Origin of the sequence: Rahnella sp. PCH160 (assembly GCF_047784855.1) — a bacterium.
In the GTDB taxonomy this organism is placed as follows: domain Bacteria; phylum Pseudomonadota; class Gammaproteobacteria; order Enterobacterales; family Enterobacteriaceae; genus Rahnella.
In genome coordinates this window covers 4,443,682-4,459,391 of record NZ_JBLOGT010000001.1, presented here as the reverse complement: position 1 = coordinate 4,459,391, position 15,710 = coordinate 4,443,682, and the positions used below count along the sequence as shown (strand labels likewise).

Sequence of the window (15,710 nt, the reverse complement as noted above, 5' to 3'; positions counted from 1 at the left end):
CGATAGATTGCAGGGTGTAATTCTAGTTTTGTATGCGTTGGTTTGTTAAAATTCTGCTAAATTATCGCGGGCAGATACGTCCAGATAAGGGAGATACAATGAAGCAGGCATTTCGAGTAGCGTTCGGCCTTTTGATTATGTGGGCATCTGTAGCACATGCAGAAGTTCGTATTGAAATTACCCAAGGGGTAGATACTGCACGTCCGATTGGCGTTGTGCCATTCAAATGGGCGGGTCCGGGTACTCCACCTGAAGATGTGGGGGGTATTGTTGCTGCTGACTTACGTAACAGCGGTAAGTTTAATCCAATTGATGCATCGCGCATGCCACAACAGCCAACCTCAGCGGCAGAAGTCACGCCGGCTGCCTGGACTGCTTTGGGCATCGATGCCGTTGTTATCGGTCAGGTTCAGCCTGCAGCCGATGGCAGCTATGTTGTTTCTTATCAGCTGGTTGACACCTCTGGTGCTCCGGGCACCGTACTGGCACAAAACCAGTATAAAGTGACCAAGCAATGGTTGCGTTATTCTGCGCATACCGCCAGTGACGAAGTTTTCGAAAAACTCACCGGTGTTAAAGGCGCATTCCGTACACGTATCGCTTACATTGTGCAGACCAACGGCGGTAAATTCCCGTATGAACTGCGCGTAGCGGATTACGATGGCTACAACCAATTCGTTGTTCACCGTTCACCAGAACCGCTGATGTCTCCAGCCTGGTCTCCGGACGGCAGCAAACTGGCTTACGTGACCTTCGAAAGCGGCCGTTCTGCGCTGGTTGTACAGACACTGGCAAACAGTGCTGTTAAACAGATTGCCTCTTTCCCACGCCATAATGGTGCGCCGGCCTTCTCTCCGGACGGGTCTAAACTGGCATTTGCTCTGTCTAAAGACGGTAGCCTTAACCTGTATGTGATGAACCTGGGTTCAGGTCAGATCTCTCAGGTGACTAACGGTCGCAGCAACAATACTGAACCAACCTGGTTCCCGGACAGCCAGAACCTGGCGTTCACCTCGGATCAGGGCGGTCGTCCTCAGGTATATAAAGTCAATATTAATGGCGGTGCGCCTCAGCGTCTGACATGGGAAGGCTCACAGAATCAGGACTCTGACGTCAGTACAGACGGCAAATTCCTGGTCATGGTGAGCAGCGCCAGTGGCTCACAGCACATCGCTAAACAAGATCTGGCAACGGGAGCCGTTCAAACATTGACGGACACGTTCCTGGATGAAACGCCTAGCCTCGCACCAAATGGCACTATGGTTATCTACAGCTCCTCTCAAGGACTGGGTTCCGTATTGCAGTTGGTATCGACTGATGGGCGCTTCAAAGCGCGTCTTCCGGCAACTGATGGACAGGTCAAATTCCCTGCCTGGTCGCCGTATCTGTAATGCATAGAAAACTATGTATGGCAAAAAATTATAAAAGGATCGAATAGATGCAACTGAATAAAGTGCTGAAAGGGCTGATGCTGGCATTGCCTGTTCTGGCAGTCGCTGCGTGTAGTTCTCACAAAAACGCGGATAATGGCCAATCAGGTATGGGTCTGAACTCTGGCACTGGCGCAGAAAGCGGCAACATGTCTTCTGAAGAACAAGCTCGTCTGCAGATGCAAGAACTGCAGAAAAACAACATCGTTTACTTTGGCCTGGACAAATACGATGTGTCTTCAGAATTCGCGCAGATGTTAGACGCGCACGCAGCATTCCTGCGTAGCAACCCGTCTTACAAAGTGACTGTTGAAGGTCATGCTGACGAACGTGGTACTCCAGAGTACAACATCGCCCTGGGCGAACGTCGTGCTACTGCCGTTAAAATGTACCTGCAAGGCAAAGGCGTTTCTGCCGACCAGATCTCTATCGTTTCTTACGGTAAAGAAAAACCAGCTGTACTGGGTCATGACGAAGCGGCTTACGCTAAAAACCGTCGTGCCGTACTGGTTTACTAAGAGAATAGTATGAGCAGTAACTTCAGAACTCACCTGTTGAGTCTGTCGTTACTGGTTGGCGTAGCGGTCCCATGGGCCGCTACTGCCCAAGCGCCAATCAGTAATGTCGGCTCAGGCTCGATAGAAGATCGGGTCACCTCTCTGGAGCGTATTTCTAACGCTCACAGCCAGCTATTAACTCAACTCCAGCAACAACTTTCTGATTCCCAACGTGATATGGATACGCTTCGTGGTCAAATCCAGGAGAACCAGTATCAGTTGACTCAGCTTGCTGATCGACAGAAGCAGATTTTTAATCAGATGGACAGCCTGAGTCAGGGTGCCGCCGGAGCCGCCAGTACGGGCGCTGCAGCAGCCACAGGTAACGCGTCTGGTAATGCTGCGGCCGCAACGCCTGACGCAGGTGCTGCACAAGCGCCTGCAAGCACAGGCGATGTAAACAGCGACTACAATGCTGCTGCTTCTATGGCGCTGGAAAAGAAACAATATGATGAGGCGATCGCTGCCTTTCAGAGTTTCATTAAAAAATACCCGGATTCTACATACCAGCCTAATGCCAACTATTGGTTAGGCCAGTTGTATTACAACAAGGGTAAAAAAGACGACGCTGCGTATTATTTTGCCGTTGTGGTCAAAAACTATCCTAAGTCCCCAAAAAGTTCTGACGCGATGTTTAAGGTTGGGGTGATCATGCAGGAGAAAGGGCAGGCTGATAAAGCCAAAGCCGTCTACGCGCAGGTCATAAAACAGTACCCAAATACTGACGCGGCAAAACAAGCTCAAAAACGTTTATCTGCGAACTAGTTCCTGATTTAGGGCCGGAAAATGTACATTTCGTGCATTTTCTGGGCTTTAGTGTGTGAAAGTCCAGCAGTTAAGTCTCTTTGTGAAAATTAAAGTTGCACTGAAAAGTTAAATAAGTAATATATGCCGCCGTTGCCCAGACAACTCCAAACGGCTAACGCTGTTAGAGATTTAGGCAATTTGCAGTAGGTTTAGAGGGGCCGTTAGCTCAGTTGGTAGAGCAGTTGACTTTTAATCAATTGGTCGCTGGTTCGAATCCAGCACGGCCCACCAAATCTAAACACACTGTAGTGGCTTGCACACCAACTGCAAGACACGAAGGCAGTCAGAAGTATTCAGGAAGGGCCGTTAGCTCAGTTGGTAGAGCAGTTGACTTTTAATCAATTGGTCGCTGGTTCGAATCCAGCACGGCCCACCACTTTTATAGTGGAACGTCCTGAATCAGTTTCTGTAAGCCGTGAAGAAAGTAGTATAAAGCATTTAGATGGGCCGTTAGCTCAGTTGGTAGAGCAGTTGACTTTTAATCAATTGGTCGCTGGTTCGAATCCAGCACGGCCCACCACTTTTATAGTGGACTATGCAGTGAAGTAGTGATGGATGAGAACCCTGGTTCGAGCCGAGCCGAGCGAAGCGAGACGACAACGCGCAAGCGTTGCCCGCAGGGTGAGGTCGAAGGCCGAATCAATCCAGCACGGCCCACCATCTAAATCATCAAATTCAGAAAAAAGCGCCTTTAGGCGCTTTTTTCGCATTCAGACCTCTGTATTTCTCACATTATCTTAATCTGCCTTCATCCGTATAATCCCAAAACGCCTCTCTTTTAAGTCCAGTAAACATTTAAAGCCTTAATAACAAAATCTGGACGACTTTACGAAGTATTTACGGTATTTTGTTTAGCATACAAAACCAGTGGGTTTTATACGTTTGACCTGCTGTGGCTTCCGGCCTTCAGGCGCAGTGCCTGACTGAATGAGATGACGAGTATGAGCGAAACTTTGGATCTGAATGCGACGGTTTATCCTTTCCCGCCTAAACCCGCAGTTCTGAATGCAGATGAAAAAATTTTCTATAAAGAGAAGATTAAGAAACTGCTGAAAGACCGTGATGCCGTGATGGTCGCGCATTACTACACTGATCCTGAAATTCAGGCGCTGGCCGAAGAAACTGGCGGAATTGTGGCGGACTCTCTTGAGATGGCGCGTTTTGGCAGCCAGCATCCCGCTTCGACTCTGCTGGTGGCTGGCGTGCGTTTTATGGGGGAGACGGCGAAAATCCTCAGTCCTGAAAAAACCGTGCTGATGCCGACCCTGAACGCGGAATGCTCGCTGGATCTGGGATGTCCTGAGCAAGAGTTTGCGGATTTCTGTGACAGTCACCCCGACCGTACCGTAGTGGTCTACGCTAATACCTCGGCGGCGGTAAAAGCGCGGGCCGACTGGGTCGTCACTTCAAGCATTGCGGTAGAACTGATTGAACACCTTGACACTCTGGGTGAAAAAATCATCTGGGCGCCGGATCGTCATCTCGGAAATTACGTGCGTAAGCAGACGGGGGCAGACGTACTCTGCTGGCAGGGTGCCTGTATCGTCCATGACGAGTTTAAAACCCAGGCGCTGACCCGGATGAAAGGTTTATACCCTGACGCGGCCATACTGGTGCATCCGGAGTCGCCTCAGGCGATCGTAGATTTGGCGGATGCCGTCGGTTCCACCAGCCAACTGATTCAGGCCGCGAAAACGTTGCCGCATAAACAGCTTATTGTGGCCACCGACCGGGGCATTTTTTACAAAATGCAGCAGGCGTGCCCGGATAAAGAATTGTTCGAAGCGCCAACGGCAGGCGAGGGTGCCAGTTGCCGTACCTGCGCGCATTGTCCGTGGATGGCGATGAACGGTCTGAAAGCCATCGCAGAAGGGCTGGAGCATGGCGGGGCAGAACATGCCATCGAAGTGGATGAAGCGCTTCGCGTGAAATCACTGATCCCGCTAAATCGCATGCTGGATTTCGCAGCGCAGCTGAAATTACGGGCGCAGACCAAAGCGCTCTAAGCAGAAGTCTTTTCAGGGTCAATAAGGGAAGAACGTGATGATGGATTTCTTAAGTACCAGCAATATTCTGGTTCATATTCCTCTTGGGAAAGGCGGGTATGATCTTTCGTGGATCGAAGCTGTCGGGACGATTTTTGGTTTACTTTGCATCTGGTACGCCAGCAAAGAAAAGCTGATCAACTATCCGTTCGGCCTGATCAACGTGACGCTGTTTGCGATTATTTTCTTCCAGATCCAGCTTTATGCCAGCTTGTTGCTTCAGGTGTTTTTCTTCGCCGCCAATATTTATGGCTGGTACGCCTGGAGTCGTCAGACGGCAGATCAGCAGGCCGAATTGCAGATCCGCTGGTTGCCGCGCGGTAAAGCGGTGCTGTGGGGCGTGATATGCGCGGCAGGGATCGCGCTGATGACCTTTAATATCGACCGCGTATTCGCCGCGCTCACACGGGTCGCGGTGAACCTGATGAACGCGCTGGGGCTGAATGTCGACATGCCGGCACTCCAGCCTGATGCCTTCCCGTTCTGGGATTCATCCATGATGGTGTTGTCGATTGTCGCGATGCTGCTGATGACGCGGAAATACGTTGAAAACTGGCTGGTGTGGGTAGTGATTGATGTTATCAGCGTGGCTATTTTTGCCTATCAGGGCGTTTATGCCATGGCGCTGGAATATGTCCTGCTGACGCTGATCGCTCTCAACGGTTCATGGCTGTGGATCAAAAGTGCGAGGCAAAACGGTTCGATACCTTTCCAGAAGTCTTGATCCGCTTCCTGAAAGCAAAACGCCTCCCTTTTCTGGAGGCGTTTTGCTTTCAGGCGCAGCACTGCGGGATCAGTGATGAGCGTGACTGTGCCCGTGGTGATCGTGTCCATGATGATCGTGGCCGGGGGTTGTCGCCTGAACTTCGTTGATCTCACAATCCGGCGTTTCACAGCGGCCGTATTCCATTTGAATGGTGGCGTGACCGATACGGCATTTGTCGAGCAGATGGCGCTGAATACGGTCGAGCAGTGCGTCGTGATCATGTGGAGGAACAACCTGCACATGCAGCGTCATCAGACGCTGTTCACCAATCTGCCAGACGTGGACATGATGAACGTTGCGTACTTCCGGAATGCTTATCGACAGATCTTTGCGCAGCGTATCGATATCAATTTCCTGCGGCGTCCCTTCAAGCAGTTCGTGAAAACTCTCGCGCATCAGCCTCCACGCATTACTGAGCACTAAGCACGAAACCAGCACAGACAGAATCGGGTCGATTGGCGTCCAGCCGGTGTACATGATGATCAGTGCCGCCGCAACTGCACCGATGGAACCCAGCAAATCGCCCAAAACATGCAGCGCGGCGGCGCGCACGTTGATATTGGCTTTCTCTTCGCCCTGGTGCAGCAACCAGAACGCCAGAATATTGGCAAAAAGCCCGGCAATCGCAATCACCAGCATGGTCGTGCCCATCACGGGCTGAGGGCTGAACAAACGGGCGATAGCTTCCCAGACAATCAGCACGACAATGACCAGCAGCGCTGCGGCATTCACAAACGCCGCCATGGTGGTCAGGCGCAAATAACCAAATGTGTGCCGGGCATTGGGTTTGCGTTTCGCAAAACGGACGGCCAGCAGCGCAACCAGCAACGCGGCGGCGTCGGTCAGCATGTGTCCGGCGTCGGCGAGCAGCGCCAGCGAGCCGGAAATCAGGCCGCCAATCACTTCCGCAACCATGAAAATCACAGTGACCAGAAAGGCCAGTAATAGCCGCCGGCTATTCTTATCCTGAGGTAATAAAGAGGAAGGCATATAAGTATTCACAAAAGGGATGAACAGAGATCATTACAATAACGTAATCATCATGTGATGCAAGAAAGGGGCTGATAAGAAAAAGAGGAACCGAAGTTCCCCTTTGTCAGCCATTTACTGCTTATGGAATCAGTTCCCTGTGGCTTTGGACTGATTGGTTCCCGGCACCTGGTCAGGACAGCGACCGTCTTTACACATGGCTTTTTTGTGATCTAAGGTCTTTTTACTCGCCTTGTGATGAGCCCCGGTCGTTGATTTATGTTTCTTCTTGTGGACTTCATTAACCGGCTTGTCGGTATTGTTAATTTTGCTGTTATCGACACCGTTCGGCGCGATCTTCTGGATTGAGCCTGGCGCATTCGCCTGATTCGCCGAGCCGTTATTCGAACCTGAATCAGCACCTTCGGCGAATACGGCGCCGGAAGCCAAAGCCATTGTGGCGGTCAGTAACACTATTGCCAATCTCTTCATAACCTCATCTCCATCTTCTGGTTGTGATTTGTTTTTTCGTGCTCGTCGTAATGAATCTGATGATTAGGAAGCTTAGCGAATGAATTCATGTCCTGAATCAAAATGAGACTATTCGCAGGTGTCAAAGTAGGTTTACACCGGCCATCAATACGGCTAGATTGAACGCGGTCAGCGATTCGCTTTGTCTTTTATGAACACCCGAATGGAACAGTTATGAATTATCAAAACGACGATTTACGCATCAAAGAAATTAAGGAACTTTTGCCACCTGTAGCGCTGCTGGAAAAGTTTCCCGCCACTGACAAAGCGGCAAAGACAGTATCTCACGCACGTAATGCCATTCATAAGATCCTGAAAGGCAACGATGATCGTCTTCTGGTCGTTATCGGCCCTTGCTCAATCAATGATCCTAAAGCCGCAAAAGAGTACGCAGCACGTCTGCTGAAAATGCGCGAAGAATTGCAGGGCGAACTGGAAGTGGTCATGCGCGTTTACTTCGAAAAACCGCGTACAACGGTGGGCTGGAAAGGCCTTATCAACGACCCGCACATGAACAACAGCTACCAGATTAACGACGGTTTGCGCATTGCCCGCAAATTGTTACTTGATATTAATGACACCGGCCTGCCTGCGGCGGGTGAATTCCTGGACATGATCACGCCACAGTATCTGGCAGATTTAATGAGCTGGGGCGCGATTGGCGCACGCACGACGGAATCTCAGGTTCACCGTGAGCTTTCCTCCGGTTTGTCCTGCCCGGTCGGTTTCAAAAACGGCACCGACGGCACCATCAAAGTGGCGATCGACGCCATTAATGCAGCCGGTGCGCCGCACTGCTTCCTGTCTGTGACCAAGTGGGGTCATTCAGCTATCGTCAATACCAGCGGGAACAACGACTGCCATATCATTCTGCGCGGCGGCAAAAAACCAAACTACAGTGCGCAGGATGTGCTGGAAGTGAAAGACGGTCTGAAAAAAGGCGGCCTGCCAGCCCGTATTATGATTGACTTCAGCCACGCCAACAGCAGCAAACAATTCAAAAAACAGATGGAAGTCTGTGACGATGTTTGCGGTCAGGTTGCCGGTGGCGAACAGGCGATTATGGGCGTGATGGTTGAAAGCCATCTGGTGGAAGGTAATCAGAACCTCGACAGCGGTGAGCCGCTGGTTTACGGCCAGAGTGTGACCGATGCGTGCATTGGTTGGGAAGATACCGAAGTACTGCTGCGTAACCTTGCCAACGCGGTTAAAGCACGTCGCGGTTAATCCGTCGCAAAGAACCTGAACTGAGCCCCGTTTATGCGGGGCTTTTTTGTGTCTGCAAGAACGCGGTTCACAATTCGCAGCGCATATCCATGCAACGCAGACTGGCATTCGCCATCTCCGAACGATAAATATTTTCCTTCACCAGACTGAATCCGTTTCTTTTGTAGAACTCAAAAGCATTAGGCGTCGATGAGAGCGTCAGCACAGAAAACCCCAGCGACTTTGCTTCTGCTTTAATCGCATTGAGAATCTGCGTGGCGAGCCCTTGCCCTTCGAATCCGGGACGCGTGAAAATGGCTTCAACACTTCTGTTCTCAACATCAAGAAATCCGGTGGCGACCGGAAAACCTTCCGGTGCGTCGGCAACGAAAAAAGGATTATGGGTAATTGCATTTGGGAATCCAGCCGGCATTTTGTCCGGTGTCCATGCCGTCAGGATAGTCTGGGCGTAAGTATTTTTGCATCCGTGGCGGATAGCCAGATTCCTGATTTCCCAGAGCTGTTCTGCTTCGTGTGGTGATGCGCGTCGGACCGACATCAGTTTCTCCTGAGATACGTTGTACAGAGTCATATTCTTATAAGCTGCGCTTATCTGTCTATGCTTTGTCATCCACTCAATGCCCCTCAGTCACTCTGAGGAGCCCTGAAAGGTTAAAACTTTGTCCAGCCGCCTTCAGAAGTGGCTAATGTACTGGTTTTGGCTCGCAAATCCGGCCTTTTAAGTGGCAGGATGTCAGCGCGTTTCTCAGGACCGCCAATTTTGAAGATGGAGACGATCTCAGTCAGTTGCCGTGCCTGCTCTTCAAGAGAGGCCGCTGCAGCTGCCGACTCCTGCACTAACGTGGCATTTTGTTGCGTGACGCTGTCCATTTGCACCACTGCCGTACCAATCTGGCTGATACCTTTACTCTGCTCGGTAGAGGCCGCCGCTATCTCACTCATGATTTCACTGACATGACTGACCGAGCTGACAATTTTCTCCATTGCTTCGCCCGCTCGGGTCACCTGTTCTGAGCCGGATTTAATATTTTCAACCGATTCATTGATCAGCACGCCAATCTCTTTCGCTGCCTGCGCACTGCGCTGTGCCAGATTGCGGACTTCACTCGCCACAACGGCAAAGCCGCGACCTTGCTCTCCTGCCCGTGCTGCTTCAACCGCCGCATTCAGGGCGAGAATATTGGTTTGGAAAGCAATGCTATTGATGACGCCAATGATATCGACAATCTTATGCGAGCTGCCGGTGATTTTGGTCATCGTGGTGATCACCCCGCTGACAATATCGCCGCCCGAGTGCGCTTCCTGCGTCGCGTGACTGGCCAGCGAACTTGCCTGCCCGGCGTTATCCGCATTCTGTCTGACAGTGGAACCGAGCTCTTCCATACTGGCTGCGGTCTCCTCCAGTGCTGAAGCTTGTTCTTCGGTGCGGGAAGACAGGTCGGTATTGCCGATAGAGATTTCGCTGGACCCTTTGTAAATCGAATCTGCACTGTTACGGATATCGCGCACGGTCTGCGCCCAGTTACCCTGCATCTTATCGATGTAAGGTACTAATTGGCCGATACAGTTTTTCCCCTGGTCAACAATTTTGTGGTCGAGGATGCCGGTTGCCAGAGATTCCAGGTGGGCTTTCATTATATTCAGAGGTTTAACAAGAAAGTTAACCAGATAACGGTCGCTTGCTATCATAATCAAAACACTGATCAGCAACGCACTGATGAGAATATACTGACACCACTTAACCCAAAGGGTGATTCTTTCATTTGCTTCAGCATTCAAAGAAATTATTTTTTCATTGTACTTATCTATAGCTGCGCTGAAATTTCGTCTAAGAGGAAGATAATTATCATTTTTAAGTCTTTCGAAGTCACTTATCTTTTTAGCTTTAGCGGATTCAAACAGGGGTAACACCGCGTTAGTATAAAGCGTAAATGAACTGTTATAAATATCATCTATTGTTGCCGTGTCCAGATCTCCGTGATCAATGGCTTTAAATTGCGCCAAACCTTTTTGCAGGCTTTCGAGTTCCGTGGCGGTGGCTTTTATTTCGAGATCATAAACGTCGCCATTATTTTTTTCTAAACCACTGACAGCACGTTCCAGCGATGTGACAGCACGGTAATATTGTGCGTTGGCGCCATTGATAATATCGCCATTATTTTGCTGAATATTGGTGACACCCAGCTCGAGTTTTAACTCCTTAAGGGAGTACAGCGCAAAGCCAGAGGCACCTGCCCAAAGCAGAGAGAAAATAATGAGAATGAGTACGAGAGCCGTTCTTATTTTAATATTTCGCAAAAAATTCATGATCTGTAACCCCGGGTGGAACATGGTCTAAAGTCGTCAAATAGCGATTAAAAAAAGGTTTAGATCAGTTAAATGACGAATCTCTTTTTAGGGTTGTTATATTCCCTTTCTGTAGTATCGGATGTGTAATTTTTATCTTTAGGTATTTCATTGTATTATTATAAATAAATGCTGATTTTATGTTGGAAACATTTCATCACATTATTTATGCACAGAATTAATCATAAGTATTTTTAATATTATTTATTTTACGTTGGCTCAATCGGATTCTGTAAAATTGAAGACGTGCTGAGCAGAAGCGAGTTTTAGACAAACAAAAAAGGCATGCTTTCGCATGCCTTTCCGCAATTTCTGACTTTATTCAGAAATGCCTGATTACTTCGCTTTACCCTGGTTTGCCACGGCCGCGGCTTTCGCTGCGATTTCGTCGGCATTGCCCAGATAGTAATGTTTGATTGGTTTGACGTTTTCGTCGAATTCGTACACCAGTGGAACACCTGTCGGGATGTTCAGTTCCAGAATTTCGTCTTCGCCCAGATTGTCCAGGTATTTAACCAGTGCTCGCAGGGAGTTACCGTGAGCCGCAATGATCACGCGCTCGCCGCTTTCGATGCGAGGTTTGATCACTTCAGTCCAGTAAGGAATCACGCGCTCGATGGTCAGCGCCAGGCTTTCTGTGGTTGGCAGCTCTTCCTGGGACAATTTCGCGTAACGCGGATCATGGCCAGGGAAGCGCTCATCAGCACGATCCAGCTCTGGTGGTGTCACAGCAAAACCACGACGCCATTGTTTAACTTGCTCGTCGCCGTATTTCTTGGCGGTTTCAGCTTTGTCCAGACCCTGCAACGCACCGTAGTGACGTTCGTTCAGTTTCCAGGATTTTTCAACTGGCAGCCATGGCTGATCCAGTTCGTCCAGAACGCTCCACAACGTGTGGATGGCACGTTTCAGCACAGAGGTGTAAGCGAAGTCAAAGTGGAAGCCTTCGTCTTTCAGCAACTGACCTGCAGCTTTTGCTTCGGTACGACCCTTGTCGGACAGTTCAACATCATGCCAACCGGTAAAACGGTTTTCTTTGTTCCACTCACTTTCACCGTGTCTTACCAGCACCAGCTTGGTTACAGCCATAGCTAAACTCCTCAGTTAACTGAATTTTCAATGATAACAGTTATCATTATAGGGTCTGGGCATCCCGTTCGGCAATCTGAATGTATTCAGGAAACCTATGTGTGACACCCGTTTGTCTTAAACATAACGAATTTGCTGTGGCGATGTAAAACAAAACGCGCTGACGGTGACCCTGACAGCGCGTTTTGTGCAAAAGAATGGCGTTTCTAGCTGGCTTTCTTCAGGCAGGTGCTCATGAAGGTCTTACGCGCATCACCTTTGAGTTCTTGTTTTGCAGCATCAGCATTACAGACTTTCATCTTTCTCTGCTGAGGATTCATTTTATCGTCTGTTTTAGCCTCGGCTTTCAGGCAGTTACTCATGAACTTTTTGCGCTCATCGCCTTTCAGCGATTGTGTGGTGGCCTGCTGATTACAGTCGGTCATCTTTTGACGTTGCGCGGTTTGGGCGGCAGAAGGGACTTTTACAGGATCAGCGGCCAGTGCAGAACCCGCCGCACATAAGGTCGCCAGCAGGGATAACACAACGGATAAACGCATAACGAACTCCTTTTTGAACGTCCTTTTCGCAGGACACTCTCTAAGCGTAGATGCGGGATGCGGCTTTAGCTGAAAAAGTGCTGATACAGATGCGTGATGAGTCACAAATTTGCTGAAGGAAAAAGCGTGAAGGGCAGGTTCGGATGATCCTGCCCGGATAAAATTACAGCGCGAAGAACTGATAAGTTGTGGCAGATTTGTACGTCTGGCCCGGTTTTATCCAGCAACTCGGCTGAGGCCATGTCGCGTGGTTCGGGCTATCCGGTAGGAATTCACTTTCCAGCGCAACGCCGCTGTAACTGGCGTATTCGCCGCCGCTGCGGTTTGGCGTGCCACCGAGGAAGTTGCCGCTATAAAGCTGTACGGCCGGTGCCGACGTGAACAGGGTCATTTTCACTTTGCCATCGGCTGACCACAAATGCGCTGCCGGATTCGTGCCGGTATTGCAGGTGCGGTTCAGCAAATACGCGTGGTCGTAACCTTTCACGCGCTGCTGATCGCGATCGCTGAGGAAATCCTTTGCCAGCGTTTTCGGCGCATTGAAATTCATGCCGGTGTTTTCAACCGGCGTCGGATCGGCGCACGGGATCCCGTCGCTGTCGACCGGCAGGAAGCGGTCAGCAAACAGTTGCAACTTATGCTGGCGCGCATCGGTGCCTTCGCCGTCGAGATTGAAATAGGCGTGATTGGTCAGGTTGACCGGGCACAGCTTATCCACCGTCGCTTCGTAGCGGATTTCCAGACGGTTATCGTCGGTCAGCTGATAATGCACTTTCGCCGTCATATTGCCCGGATAACCCTGATCGCCGTCGGCAGAGAACAGCTCTAACGTCAGCTTCTGCGCGGTTTGTTCAAGAATTTTCCAGCGGCGCGCATGAAAACCTTCCGGGCCGCCGTGCAACTGATGTACGCCCTGATTGGCGACAACCCGGTGGGGTTTGCCCTCAATTTCAAACTGTGAGCGGGCGATGCGGTTGGCGTAGCGCCCGACGGTCGCGCCCAGATAGGCGCTCTGATTCATATAGTCGTGCGGAGACTGGCAGCCGAGCAGCAATTCGCGGGTCTTGCCGTCAGCCAGCGGCAGCGTGAAGGATAACCAGGTCGCGCCCCAGTCCATGAATGTGGCGGTTGCGCCCGCCGCATTCTGAAGCGTCACCTGTTCAAACGGCTGGCCGTCGGGCGCCAGCTGTGTGTTTTCAGGTTTTAACATATGCCTGCTCCCTGGGAAGCGGTGCAAACATAGAAGGTTTCTTTCAGGCCGCTGTGGGCGTGGTATTGCTGCTCAACGGCGTGACGGACTTTGTCCACCATATCGGTTGGCACCAGTGCCACGATGCAGCCGCCGAAGCCGCCGCCGGTCATGCGCACGCCGCCTTTATCGCCAATCACTTCCTTGACAATTTCGACCAGTTTGTCGATTTGCGGCACGGTAATTTCAAAATCGTCGCGCATGGAAGCGTGAGATTCCGCCATCAGTTCGCCCATGCGTTTCAGGTCGCCGCTGGCCAGCGCGTCAGCCGCCGCCAGAGTACGGTCGTTTTCAGTGATCACGTGGCGCGCACGGCGTGCAACCACCGGATCCAGTTCATCCTGAATGGAGAAGAACAGGGCAGGGTCTACGTCACGCAAGGCTTTCACGCCGAAGAAGCGGGCGGCAACTTCGCACTGTTCGCGACGTGCATTGTATTCGCTGTCAACCAGACCGCGTTTCACGTTGGAGTTGATGATCACCACCGCCGCGTTTTCCGGCATAGAGACTGCACGGGTTTCCAGCGTTCGACAGTCGATCAGCAGGGAATGATTTTCTTTACCGAGGGCAGAAATCAGCTGATCCATAATCCCGCAGTTACAACCGACGAACTGGTTTTCCGCTTCCTGACCGTTGAGTGCCAGCGCCACGCCGTCCAGCGGCAAATCATAGAGCGATTTCAGCGCCTGGCCGACGGCGACTTCCAGAGATGCGGAAGAACTCAGCCCCGCGCCCTGAGGCACGTTGCCGCTGATCACCATGTCTGCGCCGGAAAAATCTTTGTTACGCAGCATCAGGTGTTTCACCACGCCACGCACGTAGTTGGCCCACGGATGCGCGTCGCTGTGCGCAATCGGTTCGTCAAGAGAGAAGGTGTCTTCGTCGTTGTCGTAATCGGCGGCGATCACGCGGATCACGCGGTCGTTGCGCTGTGCGCAGGCGATCACCGTTTCATAATCGATGGCGCAAGGTAAAACGAAACCGTCATTGTAATCGGTATGTTCGCCAATAAGGTTAACGCGACCCGGCGCTTTGATAGTGATCGTGGCAGGGTAACCGAATTTGTCGGCAAAGATTTCCAGGGTTTTGGTTTTCAATTTCATTATTGTTCTCCGGCTTCACGATAGTGGATATCACTCACCGCCCGCAGCCGCTCGGCAGCTTGTTCCGCCGTCAGGTCGCGTTGGGTCTCAGCCAGCATTTCGTAGCCGACCATAAATTTGCGCACCGTGGCTGAACGCAGCAACGGCGGGTAGAAATGGGCATGCAACTGCCAGTGTTCGTGGTCGCCTTCGGTAAACGGCGCGCCGTGCCAGCCCATGGAATACGGGAAAGAGCACTGGAACAGATTGTCATAACGGCTGGTCAGCTTTTTCAGCGCCAGCGCTAAATCACTGCGCTGGGCATCGGTCAGTTCGGTAATGCGCTTAACGTGAACTTTTGGCAGCAGCAACGTTTCGAACGGCCACGCCGCCCAGTAAGGCACCACGGCCAGCCAGTGTTCGGTTTCGACCACCGTGCGGCTGCCGTCTGCCAGTTCGCGCTGGACGTAATCCACCAGCATTTGCGAATCTTGCTCGTCGAGATAAGTACGTTGCAGACGGTCTTCGCGTTCGGCTTCGTTAGGCAGGAAACTGTTCGCCCAAATCTGGCCATGCGGATGCGGGTTAGAACATCCCATCGCCGCGCCTTTATTCTCAAAAACCTGCACCCACGGATAGGTTTTACCTAAATCCGCGCTTTGCTCTTGCCAGGTTCTGACGATTTCCGTCAGGGCTTCTACAGAAAGCTGCGGCAGCGTTTTACTGTGATCCGGCGAGAAACAGATAACCCGGCTGGTGCCGCGTGCGCTCTGGACCCGCATCAGCGGGTCATCGTTTTCCGGCGCAAACGGCGTGTCCGGCATCAGCGCCGCGTAATCGTTGGTGAACACGAAAGTGCCGGTGTATTTCGGGTTCACATCGCCGGTTACGCGGGTATTGCCCGGACAGAGGAAACAATCCGGATCGTGCGAAGGCAGAACCTCCTGCGAAACGGATTCCTGCTGGCCCTGCCACGGGCGTTTAGCCCGGTGCGGGCTCACTAAAATCCACTGATCGGTCAGCGGATTGTAGCGGCGATGTGGATGATCAATCGGGTTAAACGTCGTCATAAA

Annotated in this window: 15 protein-coding genes, 3 tRNA genes and 1 other RNA gene; 10 read left to right on the top strand and 9 right to left on the bottom strand. The window is 51.3% G+C overall.

Annotated features, from left to right (window positions below):
- Positions 1–98: 98 nt before the first annotated feature.
- The 9 genes from tolB to pnuC all read left to right on the top strand — a co-directional run bounded on the left by tolB (position 99) and on the right by pnuC (position 5,563).
- The gene (gene tolB / locus ACM5QY_RS20825) at positions 99–1,391 is read left to right on the top strand and encodes a Tol-Pal system beta propeller repeat protein TolB (protein ID WP_416122508.1); all 1,293 of its coding nucleotides are present in this window, start codon (positions 99–101) and stop codon (positions 1,389–1,391) included.
- 47 nt (positions 1,392–1,438) lie between these two features.
- Entirely contained in the window at positions 1,439–1,948 is a 510-nt protein-coding gene (pal, locus tag ACM5QY_RS20820; protein ID WP_104922884.1) for a peptidoglycan-associated lipoprotein Pal, read from the top strand.
- Positions 1,949–1,957: 9 nt separating this feature from the next.
- Positions 1,958–2,752: a cell division protein CpoB gene (cpoB, locus tag ACM5QY_RS20815; protein ID WP_416122507.1), complete on the top strand. Its 795-nt coding sequence runs from the start codon at positions 1,958–1,960 to the stop codon at positions 2,750–2,752.
- A 197-nt stretch (positions 2,753–2,949) separates the two neighbouring features.
- Positions 2,950–3,025, top strand: a tRNA-Lys gene (locus ACM5QY_RS20810).
- 69 nt (positions 3,026–3,094) lie between these two features.
- Positions 3,095–3,170 (top strand) — tRNA-Lys (locus tag ACM5QY_RS20805).
- Between the two features lie 68 nt (positions 3,171–3,238).
- Positions 3,239–3,314, top strand: a tRNA-Lys gene (locus tag ACM5QY_RS20800).
- A gap of 14 nt (positions 3,315–3,328) precedes the next feature.
- A non-coding RNA gene (locus tag ACM5QY_RS20795) (RtT sRNA) lies at positions 3,329–3,454 on the top strand.
- 281 nt (positions 3,455–3,735) lie between these two features.
- The gene (nadA, locus tag ACM5QY_RS20790) at positions 3,736–4,800 is read left to right on the top strand and encodes a quinolinate synthase NadA (protein ID WP_416122506.1); all 1,065 of its coding nucleotides are present in this window, start codon (positions 3,736–3,738) and stop codon (positions 4,798–4,800) included.
- Positions 4,801–4,840: 40 nt separating this feature from the next.
- Complete coding sequence (gene pnuC, locus ACM5QY_RS20785) at positions 4,841–5,563, top strand: nicotinamide riboside transporter PnuC (protein ID WP_416122945.1); 723 nt, start codon at positions 4,841–4,843, stop codon at positions 5,561–5,563.
- Positions 5,564–5,632: 69 nt separating this feature from the next.
- On the opposite strand, the gene zitB is transcribed toward pnuC, so the two are convergent.
- On the bottom strand, positions 5,633–6,595 hold the full coding sequence (zitB, locus tag ACM5QY_RS20780; protein ID WP_416122505.1) for a CDF family zinc transporter ZitB: 963 nt from the start codon (positions 6,593–6,595) through the stop codon (positions 5,633–5,635).
- A gap of 129 nt (positions 6,596–6,724) precedes the next feature.
- Positions 6,725–7,066, bottom strand: coding sequence for a protein YbgS (locus ACM5QY_RS20775; protein WP_416122504.1), 342 nt, complete (start codon positions 7,064–7,066; stop codon positions 6,725–6,727).
- A 213-nt stretch (positions 7,067–7,279) separates the two neighbouring features.
- On the opposite strand from ACM5QY_RS20775, the gene aroG reads away from it, so the two are divergent.
- Positions 7,280–8,332, top strand: a complete 1,053-nt coding sequence (gene aroG / locus ACM5QY_RS20770) for a 3-deoxy-7-phosphoheptulonate synthase AroG (protein ID WP_416122503.1) — start codon at positions 7,280–7,282, stop codon at positions 8,330–8,332.
- Positions 8,333–8,399: 67 nt separating this feature from the next.
- Here the strand turns inward: aroG and ACM5QY_RS20765 are convergent, their stop codons facing one another.
- The 7 genes from ACM5QY_RS20765 to galT all read right to left on the bottom strand — a co-directional run bounded on the left by ACM5QY_RS20765 (position 8,400) and on the right by galT (position 15,707).
- On the bottom strand, positions 8,400–8,870 hold the full coding sequence (locus ACM5QY_RS20765; protein WP_416122944.1) for a GNAT family N-acetyltransferase: 471 nt from the start codon (positions 8,868–8,870) through the stop codon (positions 8,400–8,402).
- A 113-nt stretch (positions 8,871–8,983) separates the two neighbouring features.
- A complete protein-coding gene (locus ACM5QY_RS20760) occupies positions 8,984–10,639 on the bottom strand; it encodes a methyl-accepting chemotaxis protein (RefSeq protein ID WP_416122502.1) in 1,656 nt (551 codons plus the stop codon).
- A 375-nt stretch (positions 10,640–11,014) separates the two neighbouring features.
- Entirely contained in the window at positions 11,015–11,767 is a 753-nt protein-coding gene (gene gpmA, locus ACM5QY_RS20755; protein WP_416122501.1) for a 2,3-diphosphoglycerate-dependent phosphoglycerate mutase, read from the bottom strand.
- A gap of 206 nt (positions 11,768–11,973) precedes the next feature.
- The gene (locus tag ACM5QY_RS20750) at positions 11,974–12,306 is read right to left on the bottom strand and encodes a PsiF family protein (protein ID WP_416122500.1); all 333 of its coding nucleotides are present in this window, start codon (positions 12,304–12,306) and stop codon (positions 11,974–11,976) included.
- A 163-nt stretch (positions 12,307–12,469) separates the two neighbouring features.
- Positions 12,470–13,516, bottom strand: coding sequence for a galactose-1-epimerase (gene galM / locus ACM5QY_RS20745; RefSeq protein ID WP_416122499.1), 1,047 nt, complete (start codon positions 13,514–13,516; stop codon positions 12,470–12,472).
- The gene (gene galK / locus ACM5QY_RS20740; RefSeq protein WP_416122498.1) at positions 13,510–14,658 is read right to left on the bottom strand and encodes a galactokinase; all 1,149 of its coding nucleotides are present in this window, start codon (positions 14,656–14,658) and stop codon (positions 13,510–13,512) included. Before galK ends, galM begins: the two co-directional genes overlap by 7 nt.
- The gene (galT, locus tag ACM5QY_RS20735; protein WP_416122497.1) at positions 14,658–15,707 is read right to left on the bottom strand and encodes a galactose-1-phosphate uridylyltransferase; all 1,050 of its coding nucleotides are present in this window, start codon (positions 15,705–15,707) and stop codon (positions 14,658–14,660) included. Before galT ends, galK begins: the two co-directional genes overlap by 1 nt.
- Between the last annotated feature and the right edge of the window lie 3 nt (positions 15,708–15,710).